The following is a 20,680-nucleotide window of genomic DNA, read 5'->3' as shown; positions in this document are numbered from 1 at the left end:
CGCCGACATCGGCCTGCAGATCACCGACAGCACCCCGGGCGCGGGTGCGGCATCCCCCGGCACCGGACCAGGAGATGCCGGTGCCGTAGCGGGCGCGCTGCTGTTCAGCAACCTGAAGACACCGGCCCAGGGCGCTGGCGCTCCGGCGTTGCAGGCGCGGCGCGAGCTGGAGCTGGGCGGGCGCCGCTGGACCTTGCACATGGCCCCACTACCGGGCTTTGTGCAGCGCTTTCAGGACGATGGGCACCACCCGGTGGCGCTGTTGGGAACGGTGCTGAGCCTGATCCTTGCGTGGTTCACCTGGCTGCTGGCCACGGGGCGCGAGCGTGCGGTGGCACTGGCGCGCGACATGACGGCCGAACTGCGCGCCACCCGGGATGATCTGGAGAGCACGCTCAGCGCCATTCCTGATCTGTTGTTCGAACTGGGGCTGGACGGCTGCATCCACCACTACCGGTCGGCACGATCGGGAGAGCTGGCGGTGCCGCCAGAGATGTTTCTGGGCCGCCTGCTGCGCGATGTGGTCCCCCCCGAAGCCGCTGCCGGCTGCCATGCGGCGCTGCAAGCGGCCCACCAGACCGGGTACTCGTCAGGCCACCAGTTCCGGCTGGAGCTGGGCGGGGTGCCCCACTGGTTCGAGTTGTCGATTGCGCGCAAGGAGAGTGCTGCGCCTGGCGACGAACCCCGCTTCATTGCGCTGTCGCGCGACATCACCGAGCGCAAGCAGGCCGAGGCGCGCTCACACCAGCTGGCTTACTTTGACGCGCTCACCGGCCTGCCCAACCGGCGCATGCTGCTGGACCGCATGGAACATGCGCTGGCCAACGCTCTGAAGGCCGCCCAGGTGGGGGCGGTGCTCTACATCGACCTGGACAACTTCAAGCAGATCAACGATGCACGGGGCCACACGGTGGGCGACATGCTGCTCATGCAGGTGGCCCAGCGGCTCACGCAGCTGCAACGCCCGGGCGACACCGTGGCGCGCCTGGGCGGCGACGAGTTTGTGGTGCTGGTCCACAACGTGGCGTCGGACATGGAGTCCGCCGGGCGCGCTGCGCTGCTGGTGGCCGAAGAAATGCGCACAGCACTGGAAGCGCCTTACACCATCGACACCCACCTCTACAGCACCACCGGCAGCATCGGCATCACGCTTTTCCCCAAGCGGGGCGAGGGTGTGGAAGACCTTCTGCGGGAGGCCGACACGGCCATGTACCGTGCCAAGGACCTGGGTCGCAACCGCATCCGCTTTTACGAAGCCGCGATGCAGGCCGACGTGCAGGAGCGCCTGGCGCTGGAGCAGGACCTGAAAAAAGCGCAAACCCTGGGCCAGTTGGCCGCCTTTGTGCAAAACCAGGTGGACGCTGCGGGCAACGTCGTGGGCGGCGAGCTGCTGATGCGCTGGGACCACCCCGTGCGCGGCAACGTCCCGCCCAGCCGCTTCATCCCCATCGCCGAGGCCTCGGGCCTCATCCTGCGCATGGGCGACTGGATGATCCAGCAGGCCTGTGAGACCCTGGCACGCTTGCAGGTGGCAGGGCACGCGCTATCGCTGTCCGTCAACGTGAGCGAGCGGCAGTTCCGCCAGGACGACTTTGTGGAGCGCGTGCGCCACATCTTGGCCCACACCGGCGCCAACCCGGCCCACCTGATCCTGGAGGTGACCGAAAGCCTGCTCATCGAAGACCTGGATGACACCATCGCCCGCATGACCGAGATCGTGCAGCTGGGCGTGCGCTTCTCCATCGACGACTTTGGCACCGGCTATTCGAGCCTGGCCTACCTCAAGCGGCTCCCGCTCTACGAGCTCAAGATCGACAAGAGCTTTGTGGACGACACGCCCGACGACCCCAATGACACGGCCATCGTGCAGTCCATCATCTCGGTGGCCCGCCATCTCAACCTGCGCGTGGTGGCCGAGGGGGTGGAGACACGCGCACAGGCCGACTTTCTGGTCGAAAGCCAGTGCGAGTGCCTGCAGGGCTACCTCTTCGGACGGCCCGAGCCGCTGGCGGCCTGGGTGGGACGGCTGACTAAGTAGTCACGGAGTCCAGTGTTGCGGGCTCAGCGCTGGGCTCCGACGCTCCACTGGCATACGCCTGCATCGCCAGCGCATGCACTTCCCGCGCGGGGCGGTCCTTGAGCAGATGGTTGCTCCACACCTGGCGCCAGATACGGGCGCCGGGCAGGCTGTGGCGCAGGCCCAGCATGTGGCGGGCGATGTGGGGCCAGGGGGTGCCGTGCTGTGCGGCCTCGCGCTCCATGTATTCCACCATCGCCAGCTCCACTTCCTCGCGGGTCAGGGGGCAGGGGGCGCCGCCGTAGTAGAGCTGGTCCCAGCGCGCCAACCACCAGGGGTTGTGGTACGCCTCGCGGCCGATCATCACGCCGTCCAGGTGTTGCAGCTGCTCCTGCACCACCGCGTCGGCGGTGATACCGCCGTTGATGGCGATGGTGAACTGTGGAAACTCGGCCTTGAGGCGGTGGACCACCTCGTAGCGCAGCGGCGGGATGTCGCGGGTTTCCTTGGGGGAGAGGCCCTGCAGCCACGCGTTGCGCGCATGCACGATGAACACGGTGCACCCGGCCTCGGCCACTGTGCCGACGAAGTCGCGCACAAAGCCGTAGTCCTCCACCTTGTCGATGCCGATGCGGTGCTTGACGGTGACGGGCACGCTAACCAAGTCCTTCATGGCCTTGACGCCGTCGGCCACCAGCTGGGGGGCTTTCATCAGGCTGGCGCCAAAGGCACCGCGCTGCACGCGGTCGCTGGGGCAACCGCAGTTCAGGTTGATTTCGTCGTAGCCCCATTCCTCACCCAGCCTGGCGGCCTGGGCGAGCTTTTCGGGCTCGTTGCCGCCCAGCTGCAGGGCCACGGGGTGCTCTTCGGCGTTGAAGCGCAGGTGGCGCTCGGTGCCGCCATACAGGATGCCGCCCGCGTTCACCATCTCGGTGTACAGCAGGGTCTGGCGCGTCAGCAGCCGGTGAAAGTAACGGCAGTGGCGGTCAGTCCAGTCCATCATGGGGGCGACGGACATGCGCCAGGGGCTCAGGGTGGTTTCCACAGGCAAACAGCGAAGGCGGGGAGGGGAATGTTCTGCAGCAGAACGCCCCTCTGGTCGGGGGGCGCTGCGGGGCTGCAGGTGCAAAACCCGCATTATCCCACTGGCTGCGTGAGGGGCGCCAGCGGAGGGTTTTGGGTCAGAACGGGCGCAGGTGCTAGTGCCGATTGTTCTGGGTGCTATCAATAGAGGAGTGTTGGAGGGGCGGTTGTCGGCCCGCAGGGGGCTCGTGCCCGGTCGCCAGCGCATTCACACTCGTTCTATCCCAGGTCCTGCAACCCGTATTTCCGCACGATCGCGGCCCGCTGGCGCGGGTCGATGTTGATGTGGGCGGCGTCGCGCCCCACCTGGGCCAGCAGGCGCGGGTCCATCACGCGGCGCCACAGGGGCGGCACATAGGCCAGCGTGAACATGCCGAAGTAGCCGATGGGCAGCTGCGGCACATCGTCAAAGTGCCGCAGAGACTGGTAGCGGCGCAGCGGATGCGCGTGGTGGTCAGAGTGCCGCTGCAGATGGAACAGGGCCCAGTTGGAGAACACGTGGTTGCTGTTCCACGAGTGCTGGGGGCGGCAGGGTTCGTAGCGGCCGCTGGCGTCCTTGCGGCGCAGCAGCCCGTAGTGCTCGACATAGTTGGCCGAGGTGAGCTGAAAGTTGGCCCAGAAAGACGCCACCAGTAAAAACGGCAGGATGACCACGCCCAGCCAGAGTGCCAGCCCCGCCCACAGCAGCGCCGTGATGAGCGCTGGCTGCAGGATCTCGTTGTGCCACGACAGCAACGGCAGGTGCTGGCGGGCCAGGCTGTCTTTTTCCAGCGCCCAGGCGCGGCGTGCGGCGCCGGGCATCTCGCGCAGCACAAAGCGGTAGATGGACTCGCCCATGCGCGACGAGGCCGGGTCGGCCGGGGTGGCCACGTCGCGGTGGTGGCCCCGGTTGTGTTCGATGAAGAAGTGCCCGTAGGCGGTGGGCGCCAGCACCAGCTTGGCCAGCCAGCGCTCCAGCGGCGTGTTCTTGTGGCACAGCTCGTGCCCTAGATTGATGCAGAACCCGCCCACCGTGCCCGTGGTCAGCACCATCGCCAGCACGCCATGCCAGGGCAGGGGCTGCGTGGCCACCCACCAGGCGCTGAAGATGAAGGCCGCCCAAAGCACCGGCACCAGCAGGAAGGTGATGCGGCGGTAGTAGCGGTCGTCTTCGAGCGCAGGCACAGCGGATTCGGGCGGGTTGCTCTGGTCCACGCCCAGCATCCCGTCGAGCAACGGGGCGACGAGGTAGAAAAACGCCACCGGCGCCCACAGCACCAGCGGTTCGCCGGTCCATGCCATCAGTGCCGGGCCTACGCCGACAGTGCAGGGCACCACCAGGGACAGCAGCCATGCGTACCGCTTGCGGTCGCGGTAGGGCGGGGTGGTGGGCAATAGGGTTGGCAGCATGGGGCGGCAGCGACAACGCGGACCTGCTGGTGGCGCATTCTGGACCGGTGGAGATCCAACGCCAGTTTTATTTGGCATGGCGCCTTTGCTCCGGCAATTGAAGCAAAAATGGCTGGTAGCGCTAGTGATGTTTGCCCTGAGTGCTATGAAATTGGGAGTAATCTGCAGGGGCGCATGCAAGCGGCGGCGGCTCCACTTTGCCTTGCGTCAAGGTGGGACATTGGCACGATCAGCGATACTCGCGGCGCTCTCGATGCCTGTGGAGCCAAGCGCCCACTGCCTGGGTCAGCGCCCCGGGCTCCGTTCTGTCACCCCTTTTCCCATGCACCACACCATTTTTGACACGCCGGTTGTCAACACGCTCCTGCGCGCTTTTTCCCGCTTCACCCTGCGCATCACCGGCTGGAAGGTCGAGGGCGCCTTGCCAGACCATGCCGCCAAAAGCGTGCTGATCGCCGCACCCCACACCAGCAACTGGGACTTGCCGTACACGCTGATGCTGGCGTTCTCTCTGCGCCTGCGCGTGTACTGGATGGGCAAGCACAGCCTGTTCAAGGCGCCGTTTGGCGGGGTGATGCGCTGGCTGGGGGGCATCCCGGTGGACCGCAGCCAGGCCAACAACCTGGTCGCCAGCTCGGCCCAGGCCATGCGCGATGCTGACGGTCCCATGCAGCTCATCGTGCCGCCCGAGGGCACGCGGGGCAAGACGCGGCACTGGAAGACGGGTTTTTACTTCATCGCCCAGCAGGCGGGCGTGCCCATCGTGCTCGCGTTTGTGGACTATGGCCGCAAGGTCGGCGGCCTGGGCCCGGTGTTCGAGCCCACGGGGGATGTGGATCGTGACATGGCGCGCATCAAGGCGTTTTATGCGCCGATCCGGGGCAAGAACCCGACGCAGTTCGAGGCCTGATTCACTGGTTGTAAAAATAGCCACCATCGCTTGACAGATAAGCGCTGGTAGCTTCAGTATCCATAGCATTCAGCGTTTGATTTTGAGCGCGCTGGTGGCTATTGGCGCAGCGTCCCCGTCCCGAATCGCGCAGCGAGTCGAGAGAAGGGGGAAGCGGCGTAAGCCGCTCAGGGGGATGTCACCCTACCTGTCGTCGGTCGATCTTGCGGCTGAGCACGATGCTGGTTTGCGTCTGGTGCACGCCATCCAACTGGCCGACCTTGTCTAGCAGGGTGTCGAGCTGCTCGTGGCTGGCACAGCGCAAGAACACCAGGTAGTCAAACGGCCCGCTCACGGCCGACACCTCTTCAACCTCGGGCATGGCTTCCAGCGCGCGCAGCACGGCGGGTGCTGCCTTGGGCAGCACGCTGATGCTGCACCAGGCCCGCACGGTGGTGGCGTCAAGCCGTGTACCCAGCCGCACCCCGTAGCCAGCCACCACACCCGAACGCTCCAGCCGCGCGATGCGCGCCACCACGGTGGTGCGGGCCAGGCCAAGCTTGCGCGCCAGCGTGGCCGTGCCCTCGCGCGCATTGGCCCGCAGCAGGCTGAGCAGTTGCCGGTCGGTGTCATCCAGGGCCTGGGTCATGCACATTTCCTCAATAAGTCATAACGACCATCATATTCGCCGTTATGGCAAATCAAAGAACAGCTTTCGACGTTTTGAGCGCTACACATTGACAGCGCTGTTGCCTAACATCAAGGCATCCACTACACCTCTCCGCCATGTGCGGCGAGCACTACCGGGAGCACTGCCATGACCACCTTCGACATTTCCTCGCACTCCACCTCCCGCCGCCCCATCACCATCCTGGGGGCGGGCCACATCGGCTTTGCCATGGCGCTCTTGCTGCAGCGGTCGGGCGACTACGACATCCTGGTGGTGGACCGCGACCCGGTGCGGCTGGCCGAGGTGGCAACTCTGGGTATTTCCACCCGATTGACTACAGATGACGCGAGCCTGCAGGCCGCCATCGACGGCCGCTTCGCCGTGCTGAACGCATTGCCGTTCCATCGCGCCGTGCCCGTGGCCACGTTGTGTGCACACGCAGGCGTGCATTACTTTGACCTGACCGAGGACGTGGCCAGCACCCAGGCCATCCGCACCCTCGCCGCCAACGCCCGCAGCGTGCTCATGCCGCAATGTGGCCTCGCCCCGGGCTTCATCGGCATCGTGGGCAACGACCTGGCCCGGCGTTTTGACACGCTTCACACGCTGCGCATGCGCGTGGGGGCGCTGCCCCGCTACCCACAGGGTGCCCTGCGTTACAACCTGACCTGGAGTACCGAGGGCCTCATCAACGAGTACTGCAACCCCTGCGAAGCCATTGTGGACGGCGTGCGCACCACGGTGCCTGCGCTGGAGGGGCTGGAAACCTTTGCGCTGGACGGCGTGGAGTACGAGGCCTTCAACACCTCGGGTGGCCTGGGCACGCTGACGGAAACCTTGGCGGGCAAGGCGCGGCAGGTGGACTACCAGTCCATCCGCTACCCGGGCCACAACGCCATCCTGAAGCTGTTGCTCAACGACCTGCGCCTGCGCGACCGGCGCGATCTGCTCAAGGACATTCTGGAAACCGCCATTCCCACCACGGACCAGGACGTGATCGTGGTGTTTGCCACCGCATCAGGCCTCAAGGGCGGGCGGCTGGTGCAGGACTCGTACTCGGCCCGTATCGTGGGCACGCTGGTGGCCGGGCACACGCTGAGCGCCATCCAGCTCACCACGGCCGCAGGCATCTGCACGGCGCTGGACCTGGTGGCGCAAGGCAAGTTGCCGCAGCAGGGCTTTGTCGGGCAGGAGTCCGTAGCGCTTGCGGACTTTCTGGCCAACCGCTTTGGTTCCGCCTACGCCCGGGAGGGCGAGCTGGTGCTTTGAGGGAGCCTGGGCAAGCCGGGGTTCAGCGCCCCGGCTTCTGGTACATGCCCTCAATGGCCTCGGCAAAGTGCGCCATCAGGTTGTTGCGCTTGAGCTTGAGCGTGGGCGTCATGAAGGTGTTTTCAATCGTCCAAGGCGTGAGCGTCAGGTGCACCGTGCGCGGCACGGCATAGCGGGCAAAGTTGGCGGTGTTCTTTTCGATGCGCGCCAGCACAGCACGGTGCACGCTGGGGTGGTTCAGGCTGTCAGCGGCCTGGGGGTTCAGGCCCAGGTCGGCCGCCAGGCGCTGCCACTCGCCCGGATTCAGCACGGCCACACAGGCGATGAAGGGGCGGTTTTCGCCCACCACAAAGGCCTGCTCCAGCAGCGGGTCGGCCAGCAGGGCCAGTTCCAGGTCGCCTGGCGGGATCTTTTCGCCGGTGGATGTGACGATGATTTCCTTGATGCGGCCCTTGATGTGGATGCGGCCATTCACGATGTCGGCCTGGTCGCCGGTGCCCAGCCAGCCGTCGGTGCTCAGGATGCGTGCGGTGTCTTCGGGGCGCTTCCAGTAGCCCTTCATCACGATGGGGCCGCGCACCTGCAGCTCGTGGTTGTCGCCGATACGCACTTCCACGCCGGGCAGGGCCTTGCCCACGCAGGCGGGGTCGTTGTCGTCCAGTGCGTTGACCGACACCACCGGTGCGGTCTCGGTCATGCCGTAGCCCTGGATCAGCGGCAGCCCCAGACCCAGAAAACACTTCGCAATGGTGGGCGACAGCGGCGCGCCGCCGCTCACCGCCACGCGCACGCGGCCACCAAACTGGGCCAGCAGCGGCTTGGCCACCAGGGCCTGCAGCACGGGCCAGGGCAGGGCGGCCATCCAGCCTGGGGCCTGACTGCTGGCGTCCGGTGTGGGGGCAGCCAGCCCTTGGGCTGCACAAAACCGGGCCCAGCCCTTTTTCTGCGCGGCTTCGTACAGCCGCATCTTCCAGGGCGTGGGCGAGAGTTTTTCGAGCAGCTTGGCGTGGATGCGCTCGTAAATACGCGGCACCGACACCAGCACGGTGGGGCGTATGGTTTTCAGGTCTTCCGCCAGCTGGGCCACCGAGCGGGCATAGGCCACGCAACTGCCCGCCGCAATCGGCAGGTAGTAGCCGCCCGTGCGCTCAAAGGTGTGCGACAGCGGCAGGAACGATAGGAACACGTCCTCCACCGTGGGTGCAATGCGCTCCAGCACCGCCTTCACGTCGCTGACCACGTTGCGGTGGGTCAGCATCACGCCCTTGGGTTTGCCGGTGGTGCCGGAGGTGTAGACGATGGCCGCCAGGTCATCGGCCTGCGGGCCTGTGGCCGCGGTAGACGCGTCCGTTTGTGCTGCGCCCGTCAGCCATTGTGCGAGCGAGCCCACGGCCGGGCTGTCGCCCGACGCCGGGGTGGCCTTGAACGCGTCGTCGTCATCAGTGATCACCACGGCGCGCAGGGCCGGGAAGGGCGTGCCCACGGCGCGGATCTTTTCCCATTGCTCGGCCTGGCTCACGATCAGCATCGATGCCTCGCAGTCCCCCAGGATGTAGGCGATGCTGCCGGGGTTGTCGATGGCGTGCAGCGGCACAGGCACGCCGCCGACGGCCAGCGTGGCCTGGTCTGCGCACATGGCATTGAGGCCGTTGGGCAGCAAGATGGCCACGCGGGCCGCGGGCGGCAGCTGCATGGCGGCGAGGGCCTGGGCCCAGGCTTTCACGCGTTCTGCGGTCTGCGCCCACGTCAGGCTTTGCCAAGCCTTTCGGTTCGTGTCATATGCGCGAAAGGCGTCGGCCTGGGGAGTTTGGCCGACCCGGTAAGCCAGTAGTTGGGGCAGCGTGTGAACGTCGGAAATTCGGGTGGGGGCGGTGGCTGAGGTCATCTGACTGGTGCATGGTGCCCGCTGAGGGGCTTCAGTGGGGCGTCCGCATGCCGGAGCGCCTCACTGGGAGATTCTGGGCCCTGATCAGGGCAAACCCGAAGATGATAGCCAGCACAGGAGCTTGCGGCACCCATCCGGTGGCGTGCTTTGTGAGAAATGGTGCATTCCTAAAGATGGAATGCCGAGGCGGGCACTGCGTGCGGCCGCCACATGGCGCGTCGAGGGCTGCAGGCACCATGGGCACAATACGCGCCATTCCATAGCCACGCGAACGCCGCACCAGCAAACCCCATGGACCCTGTCACCATTTTTTTCATTGCCACCCTCATGATGCTGGCAAACGGTGGGGTTCTGGGCCTGATGCACAAGGACTTGCCGTTGCCAATGCGGCCCGCTGCGGCCAGCTGGCGCGTTGCCACACTGCTGTTTGCCGGTGGCTCCATCCTGTTTGCCGCGCAGGGGCTGAACCCGCCCGCCTACACCCTGGCCCTGGCCAATGCGCTGGTGATGTTCGGCTTCACGGGTTATCTGCGTGCATTGCGGCAGTTTTATGGCCTCAAGGACAAGCTGTGGATCATGGTGCCCGCCGCTCTTGGCACGGCGGCCGTGTTCTGGCTGACCTTGGGTACGGCTGACGTGGGCGGGCGCATTCTGACCGTGTCGGTGGTCTGGTCGGTGCTGATGGTGCACTGCATTGTGGTGCTGGTTTCGCAGGAGCGCCGCGACGGCGCCCGCAGCCGACGCGTGATGGCTGGCCTGTTCACGGCCGTTGCCTTGTTTGTGCTGTTCCGTGCGGGCTACTTCGTGTTGATGGGTGTGAACCCGGCCTTCAATGTGCTGGGGGCGGGAGCCTGGATGAACATTGCCACCCCTATGGTGGCCGCCACTTTGCCCGTGATTGGCACCACAGCGTTCTTGCTGATGTGCTCGGAGCGCATCCGCCGCCAGTGGGAGCGCGCAGCGTCCACCGACTACCTGACCGGCCTGCCCAACCGCCGCACGCTGGTGGAGATGGGGCTGCAGCGTTTTGAGCAGGCCCGCACCAGCCCGGCGTCCGGCGGGTTCGGGGTGGCGATTGTGGATATAGACCACTTCAAGCGCATCAACGACGAGCACGGCCACGAGATGGGCGATGTGGCCCTCAAGCATGTGGCGATGCGGCTGCGGTCGGCCTGCCGGGGGGCCGAGTTGCCGGCTCGGCAAGGTGGGGAGGAGTTTGTGGTGCTGTTCGACAACCTGCAGCTGCACGACGCCCCTGCCGCTGGCGAGCGGTTGCGCCAGGCCGTCGCCCAGGCGCCGTTCACGGCGGGTGACCTGGTGTTGCCGTTGACGGTGTCGATAGGCTTGGCGGTGCTTCGCGCTGACGACGCTCACTTTGATAGCTTGCTGCGCCGCGCAGATGAGGCGCTTTATGCGGCCAAGGCGGCCGGGCGTAACCGGGTGGAAGTCGCTCTCTGAAGGCCCGATCGATCCCGATGCCCACTAAGTCCGGTGTCTGGCTACCAGCCTGTTCCGGTGCCAAGAATCAGGTCGCCGCTTCCAGCCCCTGCGCAAAGTGCGCCTGCATAGCCTTGACCGTGGCCTTGGCGTCACGCGCCACCATCGCGGCCAGGATGGCACGGTGTTCGCTCAATGAATCTTCAATGCGCCCTTGCTTGAACAGCGAGTTGTGGCGGTTGAGCTTCATCACCTTGCGCAGATCCGCCACCATCTGGCTGCGCCAGCGGTTGTCGGCCATCTCCAGCAGGTGCATGTGAAAGCGTTCGTTGACGGCGAAGAATTTTTCGCGATCAGCCACAGCGGCTTCCAGCTCGGCGTGCAGGTCCTGCAGCGTTTTCAACTGCGCCTCGGTGGCGTGTTCGGCCACCACACCGGCGGCGTCGCTCTCGAGCAGGCTGAGCAGATGGTAAACATCGCGCAGGTCTTTTTCGCTCATCTCCGTCACATAGGCGCCACGGCGCACCTTCATCGTGACCAGGCCTTCAGCGGCCAGCACCTTCAGCGCCTCGCGCAGGGGGGTGCGGCTGATGCCGAATTCCTCGGCAATCTTGAGTTCGTCAATCCAGCTGCCCGGCTCCAGTTCGCGCCGGAAGATGCGCTGGCGCAATTGCTCGGCCACTTCTTCGTAGAGCGCGCGGGGAGTGAGGGTGAGGGCAGACATGGGGTGGATTGTAAGCTGGACGGAATATTTTGAATCAATAATTATGAATGATGTAAACTCGCCGCCACACCACTGCACCTGTGCGGTCACCGCCTGTGCGCTGTGTTGGACGCCCCAACGCCATCTTCGGAGTAGCTTTTGCCATGAGTGACAACCCCACCAACAACGCCCCAGAGTTCGCCGCGTCTTCGCTGGAAGCCTGGGCCAAGGCCGCAGCCAAGTCGGCGCCGGGGGGCGATGTCAGCGCCCTCAACTGGGTCACGCCCGATGGCATCACCGTCAAGCCGCTGTACACCGCCGAAGACACGGCCAGCCTGCCGTACGCCAACACGCTGCCCGGTTTTGAGCCCTACCTGCGCGGCCCCCAGGCCACCATGTATGCCGTGCGGCCCTGGACGATCCGCCAGTACGCAGGTTTTTCGACCGCCGAAGAATCCAATGCGTTCTACCGGAAGGCCCTGGCTGCGGGCGGGCAGGGCGTGAGTGTGGCGTTCGACCTGGCCACCCACCGGGGTTACGACAGCGACCACCCCCGCGTGACGGGCGATGTGGGCAAGGCCGGGGTGGCGATCGACTCGGTCGAGGACATGAAGATCCTGTTCGACCAGATCCCGCTCGACAAGGTGTCCGTGTCGATGACCATGAACGGCGCGGTGCTGCCCGTGCTGGCGGGCTATGTGGTGGCGGCAGAAGAGCAGGGCGTCTCGCAAGACAAGCTCTCCGGAACCATTCAGAACGACATTCTGAAAGAGTTCATGGTGCGCAACACCTACATCTACCCGCCCAAGCCGTCGATGAAGATCATTGGCGACATCATCGAGTACACGGCCAAGAATATGCCGAAGTTCAACTCGATATCGATCAGCGGTTACCACATGCAGGAAGCCGGGGCCAACCAGGCACTGGAGCTGGCCTTCACACTGGCCGATGGCAAGGAATATGTGAAGACTGCCATCGCCAAGGGCATGGACGTGGACGAGTTCGCTGGGCGCCTGTCGTTCTTCTGGGCGATTGGCATGAACTTCTACCTCGAAGTCGCCAAGATGCGCGCCGCGCGCCTGCTGTGGTGCCGCATCATGAAGGCCACGGGGGCCAAGAACCCCAAGAGCCTCATGCTGCGCACGCACTGCCAGACCTCGGGCTGGAGCCTCACCGAGCAGGACCCCTACAACAACGTGGTGCGTACCACCATCGAGGCCATGGCGGCCGTGTTTGGCGGCACCCAAAGCCTGCACACCAACAGCTTTGACGAAGCCATTGCGCTGCCCACCGAGTTCAGCGCCCGCATTGCGCGCAACACGCAGCTCATCATCCAGGAAGAGACCCACATCACCAACGTGATCGACCCCTGGGCCGGCAGCTACATGATGGAGAAGCTGACCCAGGACATGGCCGACGCGGCCTGGAAGATCATCGAAGAGGTCGAGGCCATGGGTGGCATGACCCAGGCCGTGGACAGCGGCTGGGCCAAGCTCAAGATCGAAGCTGCTGCCGCCGAGAAGCAGGCGCGCATCGACAGTGGCAAGGACGTGATCGTGGGCGTCAACAAGTACAAGCTGGCGAAGGAAGACCCGGTCGACATCCTGCAGATCGACAACATGAAGGTGCGCGACGGCCAGATCGCTCGCCTGCAAAAGATCCGTGCAACGCGCGATGCCGCCAAGGTGCAGGCAGCACTGGATGCGCTGACCGCCGCCGCAGAGAGTGGCGAGGGCAACCTGCTCGATTTGTCCATCCAGGCTGTGCGTCTGCGTGCCACCGTGGGCGAGATCAGCGATGCGCTGGAGAAGGTTTTTGGGCGCCACCGCGCCGATACACAAAAGGTGACCGGTGTGTACGCAGCTGCCTATGACTCGGCCGAAGGCTGGGACAAACTCAAGACCGAAATCAACGCCTTTGCCGAAGAACAAGGCCGCCGCCCCCGCGTGATGATCGCCAAACTGGGCCAGGACGGTCATGACCGGGGCGCCAAGGTAGTGGCCACCGCCTTTGCGGACCTGGGCTTTGACGTGGACATGGGCCCGCTGTTCCAGACCCCCGAGGAATGTGCCCGCCAGGCCATCGAAAACGACGTGCACGCCGTGGGCGTGAGCACGCTGGCTGCAGGCCACAAGACGCTGGTGCCCGCCATCATTCAGTCGCTCAAGGACCAGGGTGCGGACGACATCATCGTGTTTGTGGGCGGGGTGATCCCCGCGCAGGACTACGACTTCTTGTACGAGTCGGGCGTGAAGGGCGTGTACGGCCCCGGCACACCCATTCCCGCCAGCGCCAAGGATGTGCTGGAGCAGATTCGCAAGGCGGTGGCGTGACACCTGCGGCGCTTCTTGACGGGGTGGTGCAGGGCACGGCGGCGGTGCAACGCCGCGCCATGTCCAAAGCCATCACGCTGCTCGAATCAACGCGGGTGGACCATCGCGCCCAGGCCGACGAGCTGCTGACCCAGCTGCTCCCGCACACCGGCAAGGCCTTCCGCCTCGGCATCAGCGGCGTGCCCGGCGTAGGCAAATCCACCTTCATCGAAGCCTTGGGCCTGTACCTGATCGCCCAGGGCCACCGCGTGGCCGTGCTCACCATCGACCCCTCCAGCACCGTCTCGGGCGGCTCCATCCTGGGCGACAAGACGCGCATGGAACACCTGTCGGTGCACGAAAAGGCCTACATCCGCCCCAGCCCCTCCAGCGGCACACTGGGCGGCGTGGCCGAGAAGACCCGCGAAGCCATGCTGGTCTGCGAGGCCGCAGGCTACGACGTGGTGATCGTCGAGACCGTGGGCGTGGGCCAGAGCGAGATCGCGGTGGCGGGCATGACGGACATGTTTGTGCTGATGCAGCTGCCCAACGCGGGCGATGACCTGCAGGCCATCAAGAAGGGCGTGATGGAGATTGCCGATCTGGTGGTCATCAACAAGGCCGACATCGACAAGAACGCCGCAACACGGGCCGAGGCGCAGATCACGTCGAGCCTGCGCCTGCTCAGCCAGCACGGCAACCCCGAGAACGCTCACCACGACGAAACGCTGTGGCACCCGAAAGTCGTGCAAATCAGCGCGCTGCTGGGGCAGGGCGTAGACAGCTTCTGGGGCGCCGTCACGCAGTTCCGCCAACTGCAAACCGCCAACGGCCGCCTGGCCACGCGGCGCGAGAAGCAGGCGCTGTCCTGGATGTGGGAGCGCATCGACGCAGGCCTCAAGCTCGCGTTTCGCCAGCACCCGCAGGTGCGCGAGCTGCTGCCGCAAATGCAGGCCGATGTGGCAGCAGGGCGCATTGCGGCATCGACTGCAGCACGTAATTTGCTCCTAGCGCAATCCAATCAAGCGCAAGCAGCTATCAAATAAATAGTAGACACCAACCCATTCACCAAAGGACGACCATGCAAGACATCCTGGATCAACTGGAGAAAAAGCGTGCGCTGGCACGCCTGGGCGGCGGGCAAAAGCGCATCGATGCGCAGCACGCCAAGGGCAAGCTCACGGCGCGCGAGCGCATCGAGCTGCTGCTGGACGACGGCACGTTCGAAGAATGGGACATGTTTGTCGAGCACCGCTGCACCGACTTTGGCATGGAGGACAACAAGATCCCCGGCGACGGTGTGGTGACGGGCTACGGCATGATCAATGGCCGCCTGGTGTTCGTGTTCAGCCAGGATTTCACGGTGTTCGGCGGTGCACTCAGCGAAACCCACGCCGAGAAGATCTGCAAGGTGATGGACCAGGCGATGAAGGTCGGCGCACCGGTCATCGGCCTCAACGACTCCGGCGGCGCCCGCATCCAGGAAGGCGTCGCGTCCCTCGGTGGCTATGCCGACGTGTTCCAGAAGAACGTGCTGGCCAGCGGCGTGATTCCACAGATCAGCATGATCATGGGCCCCAGCGCCGGTGGCGCCGTGTACTCGCCCGCCATGACGGACTTCATCTTCATGGTCAAGGATTCGAGCTACATGTTCGTGACCGGCCCCGAGGTGGTCAAGACCGTGACCCACGAAGAAGTGACGGCCGAGGAACTGGGCGGCGCCGTGACGCACACCACCAAGAGCGGTGTGGCCGACATGGCGTTTGAGAACGACGTGGAGGCGCTGATGATGCTGCGCCGCCTATACAACTACCTGCCGCTCAACAACCGCGAAAAAGCCCCGGTGCGCCCCAGCAACGACCCGGCCGACCGCATGGACCTGAGCCTGGACACCCTGGTGCCCGAGAACCCCAACAAGCCCTACGACATGAAGGAGCTGATCCTCAAGACCGTGGACGACGGGGACTTCTTCGAGCTGCAGCCCGAGTACGCCAAGAACATCCTCATCGGCTTTGCCCGCATGGAAGGTCAGACCGTGGGCATTGTGGCCAACCAGCCGCTGGTGCTGGCCGGTTGCCTGGACATCAAGTCCAGCATCAAGGCCGCGCGCTTTGTGCGCTTCTGCGACGCGTTCAACATCCCAGTGGTCACGTTTGTGGACGTGCCTGGCTTCATGCCCGGCACCAGCCAGGAGTACGGCGGCATCATCAAGCACGGCGCCAAGCTGCTATACGCATACGCCGAGTGCACGGTGCCCAAGATCACCGTCATCACCCGCAAGGCCTACGGTGGCGCGTACGACGTGATGAGCTCCAAACACCTGCGCGGCGACGTGAACCTGGCCTGGCCCAACGCCGAGATTGCGGTGATGGGCGCCAAGGGCGCGGTGGAAATCATCTTCCGCGAAGACAAGAACGACCCCGTGAAGCTGGCCGCGCGCGAGGCCGAGTACAAGCAGCGTTTTGCCAATCCGTTTGTGGCCGGTGCACGCGGCTTTATCGACGACGTGATCCTGCCGCACGAGACACGCAAGCGCATCTGCCGGTCGCTGGTGATGCTGCGCGATAAGAAACTGGAAAACCCATGGCGCAAGCACGGCAACATTCCGCTGTGATCTGAGAGCTTGAGCATGGACACCGCTGATCTTCAGCCTCAAATTCGCGCCGATTGGCAGCCGCTGTCGCAGTTGGTGGTGCCAGGGCTTTGGCGCGGAACTGTGCTTCGAATTACGGCTGCTCAGTGGCCATACGAGCCAGTCGTTGATTTGATGTGTCTGGAGTCACGGGTCTCCGATTGCGGTTTGAGTTTGATTGTCTGTACAGGGCAAAAAGCTGGGCTCACGCTGATCGAACTTCCTCTGGAAGCGAAGTTTCAGCCTGACGCAAGCTCTTTGTCTGTTGAATGGCTCAGGGCGAATTGGGGACGATGGATCTATCCAGAATGCTCGGTGGAGCAAGTGCTGGTGATTCCTCAATACCCAAGCAATATGTGTATCAACCACCGCGAAGCCGCCGCTTCGCTGGATCTCCAAGTTGAGTAGGGCAAAGCAATGTTTACAAAAATTCTCATCGCCAACCGTGGCGAAATCGCCTGCCGCGTCATCGCTACTGCCCGCAAGATGGGCATCAAGACTGTGGCCGTCTACTCCGACGCCGACAAGGAAGCCCGCCACGTCAAGCTGGCCGACGAGGCCGTGCACATTGGTGCGGCGCCGAGCCGCGAGTCGTACCTGCTGGCCGACAAGATCATTGCGGCCTGCAAGCAGACCGGCGCGCAAGCGGTGCACCCCGGCTATGGCTTCCTGTCCGAGAACGAAGCCTTTGCCAAGCGCTGCGAAGACGAGGGCATTGCCTTCATCGGCCCCAAGGCGCATTCGATTGCGGCCATGGGCGACAAGATCGCGTCCAAGAAGCTGGCCAACGAGGCCAAGGTCAACACCATCCCTGGCTACAACGACGCCATCGCGGGCCCTGAGCAGGCGGTGGAGATCGCCAAGGGCATTGGCTACCCCGTGATGATCAAGGCCTCGGCCGGCGGCGGCGGCAAGGGTCTGCGCGTGGCGTTCAACGACAAGGAAGCGTTTGAAGGCTTTGCCAGCTGCCAGAACGAAGCCCGCAACAGCTTTGGCGACGACCGCATCTTCATCGAGAAGTTTGTGCAGGAGCCACGCCACATTGAGATCCAGGTGCTGGGCGATTCGCACGGCAACGTGATCTACCTGAACGAGCGCGAGTGCTCCATCCAGCGCCGCCATCAGAAGGTGATCGAAGAGGCGCCATCGCCCTTCATCAGCGACGCCACCCGCAAGGCCATGGGCGAGCAGGCGGTGCAACTGGCCAAGGCCGTGAAGTACCAGAGCGCGGGCACGGTGGAGTTCGTGGTTGGCAAGGACCAGGACTTCTACTTCCTGGAGATGAACACCCGCCTGCAGGTGGAGCACCCGGTGACGGAGTGCATCACCGGCCTCGACCTGGTGGAGCTGATGATCCGCGTGGCGGCGGGCGAGAAGCTGCCCCTCACGCAAGCCGATGTGAAGCGCGACGGCTGGGCCATTGAGTGCCGCATCAACGCCGAAGACCCGTTCCGCAATTTCCTGCCATCCACGGGTCGCCTGGTGCGTTTTCAGCCGCCGGAGGAGACCATGTTCCAGTCCGACACCAGCAAGAAGCTGGGCGTGCGGGTGGACACGGGCGTGTACGAGGGTGGCGAGATCCCCATGTACTACGACTCGATGATCGCCAAGCTCATCGTGCACGGCACGGACCGCAACGATGCCATTGCCAAGATGCGCGCGGCGCTGAACGGCTTTGTGATTCGCGGCATCAGCAGCAACATCCCGTTCCAGGCCGCGCTGCTGGCGCACCCCAAGTTCGTGACGGGCGACTTCAACACCGGCTTCATCGCCGAGAACTACGGCAAGGGCTTCCACGCCGAAGATGTGCCGCACAGCGACCCGCTGTTCCTGGTGGCGCTGGCCGCGTTCATGAACCGCCGCTACCGAGCACGCGCCTCCGGCATCAGCGGCCAACTGGCCGGGCATGAGGTGAAGGTGGGCGAGCAGTTTGTGGTGGTCACGCTGGGCGCCGAAGGGCAGAACCAGCACCACGAGGTGACGGTGTCCGACTTTGAAGACAAATCGGGCTCCAGCGCAATCAGCGTGGGCGGTAATAGCTATCAGATCAGTAGCACCGCCACGCTGGGCCAGATCCGCGTGCAAGGCGCATGCAACGGCCAGGGCTTCACGGCCCAGGTGGAGCGCGGCGTGGGCAAGAACCCGCTGGCGCTGCGCATTGCGCACAACGGCACGCAGATCGATGCGCTGGTGCTGTCGCCGCTGGGCGCGCGGCTGCACAAGCTGATGCCCTTCAAGGCGCCGCCAGATCTGTCCAAGTTCCTGCTCTCGCCCATGCCCGGCCTGCTGGTCGATGTGGCGGTGCAGCCGGGCCAGAAGGTGCAGGCTGGTGAAAAGCTGGCGGTGATCGAGGCCATGAAGATGGAGAACATCCTCTTCGCCGCGCAAGATGGCGTGGTGGGGAAGATCACGGCGGGCAAGGGTGAGTCGCTGGCGGTGGACCAGGTGATCCTGGAATTCCAGTGATCCCGCCAAGGGATTCTCTGCACGAATCTCGCTGGCCAAGTGAGCGCAGCGGATCGGGAGGGGCTGCAAGGCGCAAAACGCAGCAATAGCCGTAGCTATTGCGAGTATTTGCAACGCTGCAGACCGCCCGAGGCCGCTGATGCACACGGCGCGCTGATTCGTGCAGAGGATCCCAAGGGTCCCACAACCCATCCAGAGGGGCCTTGCGCCCCTTTTTTAGTCTTTTTGGCCACTAGCGCTAGAAGAATATGCGCTGGCAGCTATCAAATCAGGAGTAATCATGAGCACAACCCCACGCCCCTTCAAGGTCCTGGGTATCCAGCAGGTGGCCATTGGCGGCACCGACAAGCAGCGGATGAAGACGCTGTGGGTGGACATGCTGGGCCTCGAACAGACCGGCACTTTCCAGAGCGAGCGCGAGAACGTCGATGAAGACATCTTGGCCATGGGCAAAGGCGCCTTCAAGGTGGAGGTGGACATCATGCAGCCGCTGGACATCGACAAGAAGCCCGCCGTGCACACGACGCCGCTCAACCACATCGGCCTGTGGATCGATGACTTGCCCAAGGCGGTGGAATGGCTCACGGCCAAAGGCGTACGCTTTGCGCCCGGCGGTATACGCAAGGGGGCGGCGGGCTACGACATCACGTTTTTGCACCCTAAGAGCAATGACGAGTTTCCAATTGCGGGCGAAGGCGTGTTGATCGAACTTGTGCAGGCACCGGCGGACGTGATTGCCGCGCTGGGCTGAACCCTACCATCACAGCCCGCTGTCGCCCCCATGGTTTCGCTCCCGCGTACGTTGCTGGCCGGCGCCAAGGTGAGCGCCCTGCTGGTCCTCGCACTGGCAGGGCAGGGCGGTGGGGCTGCAGGTGGCACGGGTGCCTATCCGCTTGACTGGGGCCGGCCGGGAGAAACCCTGCAGTACCGGTCCTGCGGCTGCGCGGACCGCTGTTGGGTGGCGGAAGTGAAACACCAGCAGTCCCGCAAGACGCTGGCCTCCCTGCGATGTGACTGTGAGCGCCTGTTCGGTCGCGTCGGCAGTAGCGGCGCTGAGGTGGAGCACAGTCCGAGCTGTTCTGCCATCGACGACGCAGACAACAAGCCCCGCGCCATCCGCGAGGCGCTGGAGCAGATGCTGGGGCGCTGAACAGCGCGGCGTCCATGACCTGGGGCGTCATGGTCACCGGGCCCGGCGGGGGCTACAACGGCGGCACCTTGTCTTTGGTGTCGCCTGCCCATGCAAAAAATTGCTTCTCTGGCCTTGCTGCTCGCAGGTGCCATTCACCTGATTCCCTTGATCGGCGTGCTCGGCGCAGAGCACTTGGCCAGACTCTACGGCGTGGCCCCTTCCGATCCGAACACGCTCATCCTGCTGCGGCACCGCGCTGTGCTGTTCGGCATCGTGGGTGGGCTCTGCATGATGGCGGCGTTCAAGCCCGGCTACCAGTGGTTGGGCCTGTTCGTTGGCGCGGTCAGCACCCTTTCTTTCTTGCTGCTTGCATGGCTCACCGGCGGCTTCAATGCGCATTTGCAGCGCGTGGTGGTGGCTGATGGCCTGGCCCTGGCGTGCCTGGTGGCGGGCGCTGGGGCCTTGAGCTGGTCTGGCCGGGGTGCAACGAGCGGCTAACTTTCATGAACGTCGGAGCCTGCGAGGTGGCACGGGCTGAAAGATAGAAGCCAAAGCCGCCGGTTGTCAGCGCGTTGCTTTGGCGGTTTTGGTGGTGGTTTCAACATGCTCTCTAAAGTGGTCAACAGTCGGCTTTTTTACCGTTCTCGCACAGTGAGATGGCGACTGTTGAGCACGGGGAAATAGTGGCACCTTTTGTGACCATGTTGAGAGCAGTTGTGCCGAAATCTCCTTCAAAATCATGGTGATAGCGATGCAGGGCGGTGCTCCGGAAGACTCTGGAGTGGCGCCTTGTGTG

The 20,680-nt window shown here is 64.5% G+C and carries 18 protein-coding genes; 12 read left to right on the top strand and 6 right to left on the bottom strand.

Annotated elements, in window-relative coordinates:
• Positions 1-2,038 (top strand): bifunctional diguanylate cyclase/phosphodiesterase (locus DBR23_RS32180; protein WP_304466197.1); only part of this gene is annotated, 2,038 nt, incomplete at its 5' end.
• Here DBR23_RS32180 and dusA read toward each other — a convergent pair.
• Together dusA and DBR23_RS04965 are read right to left on the bottom strand one after the other, a co-directional pair.
• Positions 2,031-3,068, bottom strand: coding sequence for a tRNA dihydrouridine(20/20a) synthase DusA (dusA, locus tag DBR23_RS04970; RefSeq protein WP_108497506.1), 1,038 nt, complete (start codon positions 3,066-3,068; stop codon positions 2,031-2,033). The genes DBR23_RS32180 and dusA overlap by 8 nt on opposite strands.
• A gap of 251 nt (positions 3,069-3,319) precedes the next feature.
• Positions 3,320-4,489 (bottom strand): alkane 1-monooxygenase, encoded by a 1,170-nt coding sequence (locus DBR23_RS04965; RefSeq protein ID WP_108497505.1) that lies wholly within the window; start codon positions 4,487-4,489, stop codon positions 3,320-3,322.
• 322 nt (positions 4,490-4,811) lie between these two features.
• Here DBR23_RS04965 and DBR23_RS04960 point away from each other — a divergent pair, with 322 nt between their 5' ends.
• Positions 4,812-5,399, top strand: a complete 588-nt coding sequence (locus tag DBR23_RS04960) for a lysophospholipid acyltransferase family protein (RefSeq protein ID WP_108497508.1) — start codon at positions 4,812-4,814, stop codon at positions 5,397-5,399.
• A gap of 178 nt (positions 5,400-5,577) precedes the next feature.
• Here the strand turns inward: DBR23_RS04960 and DBR23_RS04955 are convergent, their stop codons facing one another.
• The gene (locus DBR23_RS04955; RefSeq protein WP_108497504.1) at positions 5,578-6,027 is read right to left on the bottom strand and encodes an Lrp/AsnC family transcriptional regulator; all 450 of its coding nucleotides are present in this window, start codon (positions 6,025-6,027) and stop codon (positions 5,578-5,580) included.
• 168 nt (positions 6,028-6,195) lie between these two features.
• Here DBR23_RS04955 and DBR23_RS04950 point away from each other — a divergent pair, with 168 nt between their 5' ends.
• The gene (locus DBR23_RS04950; protein ID WP_108497503.1) at positions 6,196-7,317 is read left to right on the top strand and encodes a saccharopine dehydrogenase family protein; all 1,122 of its coding nucleotides are present in this window, start codon (positions 6,196-6,198) and stop codon (positions 7,315-7,317) included.
• A 22-nt stretch (positions 7,318-7,339) separates the two neighbouring features.
• On the opposite strand, the gene DBR23_RS04945 is transcribed toward DBR23_RS04950, so the two are convergent.
• Entirely contained in the window at positions 7,340-9,202 is a 1,863-nt protein-coding gene (locus DBR23_RS04945; RefSeq protein ID WP_108497502.1) for a long-chain fatty acid--CoA ligase, read from the bottom strand.
• 291 nt (positions 9,203-9,493) lie between these two features.
• Here DBR23_RS04945 and DBR23_RS04940 point away from each other — a divergent pair, with 291 nt between their 5' ends.
• Positions 9,494-10,660 carry a GGDEF domain-containing protein gene (locus DBR23_RS04940; protein ID WP_056062674.1) on the top strand — a complete coding sequence of 389 codons (1,167 nt, stop codon included), beginning with the start codon at positions 9,494-9,496 and terminating at the stop codon, positions 10,658-10,660.
• A 67-nt stretch (positions 10,661-10,727) separates the two neighbouring features.
• On the opposite strand, the gene DBR23_RS04935 is transcribed toward DBR23_RS04940, so the two are convergent.
• The gene (locus tag DBR23_RS04935; RefSeq protein WP_108497501.1) at positions 10,728-11,363 is read right to left on the bottom strand and encodes a GntR family transcriptional regulator; all 636 of its coding nucleotides are present in this window, start codon (positions 11,361-11,363) and stop codon (positions 10,728-10,730) included.
• Positions 11,364-11,506: 143 nt separating this feature from the next.
• On the opposite strand from DBR23_RS04935, the gene scpA reads away from it, so the two are divergent.
• The 8 genes from scpA (at position 11,507) to DBR23_RS04895 (ending at position 20,382) form a co-directional block, all read left to right on the top strand.
• Positions 11,507-13,675 carry a methylmalonyl-CoA mutase gene (gene scpA / locus DBR23_RS04930; RefSeq protein ID WP_056062678.1) on the top strand — a complete coding sequence of 723 codons (2,169 nt, stop codon included), beginning with the start codon at positions 11,507-11,509 and terminating at the stop codon, positions 13,673-13,675.
• Positions 13,672-14,700 carry a methylmalonyl Co-A mutase-associated GTPase MeaB gene (gene meaB, locus DBR23_RS04925; RefSeq protein ID WP_108497500.1) on the top strand — a complete coding sequence of 343 codons (1,029 nt, stop codon included), beginning with the start codon at positions 13,672-13,674 and terminating at the stop codon, positions 14,698-14,700. The genes scpA and meaB overlap by 4 nt, the downstream gene beginning before the upstream one ends.
• Positions 14,701-14,735: 35 nt before the next feature.
• Entirely contained in the window at positions 14,736-16,268 is a 1,533-nt protein-coding gene (locus DBR23_RS04920) for an acyl-CoA carboxylase subunit beta (RefSeq protein ID WP_056062687.1), read from the top strand.
• Positions 16,269-16,283: 15 nt separating this feature from the next.
• Positions 16,284-16,694 (top strand): Imm45 family immunity protein, encoded by a 411-nt coding sequence (imm45, locus tag DBR23_RS04915; protein WP_108497499.1) that lies wholly within the window; start codon positions 16,284-16,286, stop codon positions 16,692-16,694.
• Positions 16,695-16,703: 9 nt separating this feature from the next.
• Positions 16,704-18,752 carry an acetyl/propionyl/methylcrotonyl-CoA carboxylase subunit alpha gene (locus DBR23_RS04910; RefSeq protein WP_108497498.1) on the top strand — a complete coding sequence of 683 codons (2,049 nt, stop codon included), beginning with the start codon at positions 16,704-16,706 and terminating at the stop codon, positions 18,750-18,752.
• Positions 18,753-19,032: 280 nt separating this feature from the next.
• Positions 19,033-19,503, top strand: a complete 471-nt coding sequence (locus DBR23_RS04905) for a VOC family protein (protein WP_056744910.1) — start codon at positions 19,033-19,035, stop codon at positions 19,501-19,503.
• Between the two features lie 30 nt (positions 19,504-19,533).
• Positions 19,534-19,902: a hypothetical protein gene (locus DBR23_RS04900; RefSeq protein ID WP_108497497.1), complete on the top strand. Its 369-nt coding sequence runs from the start codon at positions 19,534-19,536 to the stop codon at positions 19,900-19,902.
• A gap of 90 nt (positions 19,903-19,992) precedes the next feature.
• Positions 19,993-20,382, top strand: a complete 390-nt coding sequence (locus tag DBR23_RS04895; RefSeq protein WP_108497496.1) for a phosphopantetheine adenylyltransferase — start codon at positions 19,993-19,995, stop codon at positions 20,380-20,382.
• Between the two features lie 66 nt (positions 20,383-20,448).
• Here the strand turns inward: DBR23_RS04895 and DBR23_RS30295 are convergent.
• Positions 20,449-20,680: hypothetical protein (locus DBR23_RS30295; protein WP_233250278.1), on the bottom strand; the 232-nt coding region annotated here is incomplete at its 5' end.

This window comes from Acidovorax sp. HMWF018 (genome assembly GCF_003061035.1).
In the GTDB taxonomy this organism is placed as follows: Bacteria; Pseudomonadota; Gammaproteobacteria; order Burkholderiales; family Burkholderiaceae_C; genus Acidovorax; species Acidovorax delafieldii.
Note: the sequence above shows the minus strand (reverse complement) of the source record. Positions and strands in the feature narration are given on the sequence as shown.

Bases quoted from the DNA above. Each gene is read 5' to 3' on its own strand.
- DBR23_RS04965 (WP_108497505.1), bottom strand. From the start codon at position 4,489: ATGCTGCCAACCCTATTGCCCACCACCCCGCCCTACCGCGACCGCAAG.
- DBR23_RS04960 (WP_108497508.1), top strand. From the start codon at position 4,812: ATGCACCACACCATTTTTGACACGCCGGTTGTCAACACGCTCCTGCGC.
- DBR23_RS04955 (WP_108497504.1), bottom strand. From the start codon at position 6,027: ATGACCCAGGCCCTGGATGACACCGACCGGCAACTGCTCAGCCTGCTG.
- DBR23_RS04950 (WP_108497503.1), top strand. From the start codon at position 6,196: ATGACCACCTTCGACATTTCCTCGCACTCCACCTCCCGCCGCCCCATC.
- DBR23_RS04945 (WP_108497502.1), bottom strand. From the start codon at position 9,202: ATGACCTCAGCCACCGCCCCCACCCGAATTTCCGACGTTCACACGCTG.
- DBR23_RS04940 (WP_056062674.1), top strand. From the start codon at position 9,494: ATGGACCCTGTCACCATTTTTTTCATTGCCACCCTCATGATGCTGGCA.
- DBR23_RS04935 (WP_108497501.1), bottom strand. From the start codon at position 11,363: ATGTCTGCCCTCACCCTCACTCCCCGCGCGCTCTACGAAGAAGTGGCC.
- scpA (WP_056062678.1), top strand. From the start codon at position 11,507: ATGAGTGACAACCCCACCAACAACGCCCCAGAGTTCGCCGCGTCTTCG.
- DBR23_RS04920 (WP_056062687.1), top strand. From the start codon at position 14,736: ATGCAAGACATCCTGGATCAACTGGAGAAAAAGCGTGCGCTGGCACGC.
- imm45 (WP_108497499.1), top strand. From the start codon at position 16,284: ATGGACACCGCTGATCTTCAGCCTCAAATTCGCGCCGATTGGCAGCCG.
- DBR23_RS04910 (WP_108497498.1), top strand. From the start codon at position 16,704: ATGTTTACAAAAATTCTCATCGCCAACCGTGGCGAAATCGCCTGCCGC.
- DBR23_RS04905 (WP_056744910.1), top strand. From the start codon at position 19,033: ATGAGCACAACCCCACGCCCCTTCAAGGTCCTGGGTATCCAGCAGGTG.
- DBR23_RS04900 (WP_108497497.1), top strand. From the start codon at position 19,534: ATGGTTTCGCTCCCGCGTACGTTGCTGGCCGGCGCCAAGGTGAGCGCC.
- DBR23_RS04895 (WP_108497496.1), top strand. From the start codon at position 19,993: ATGCAAAAAATTGCTTCTCTGGCCTTGCTGCTCGCAGGTGCCATTCAC.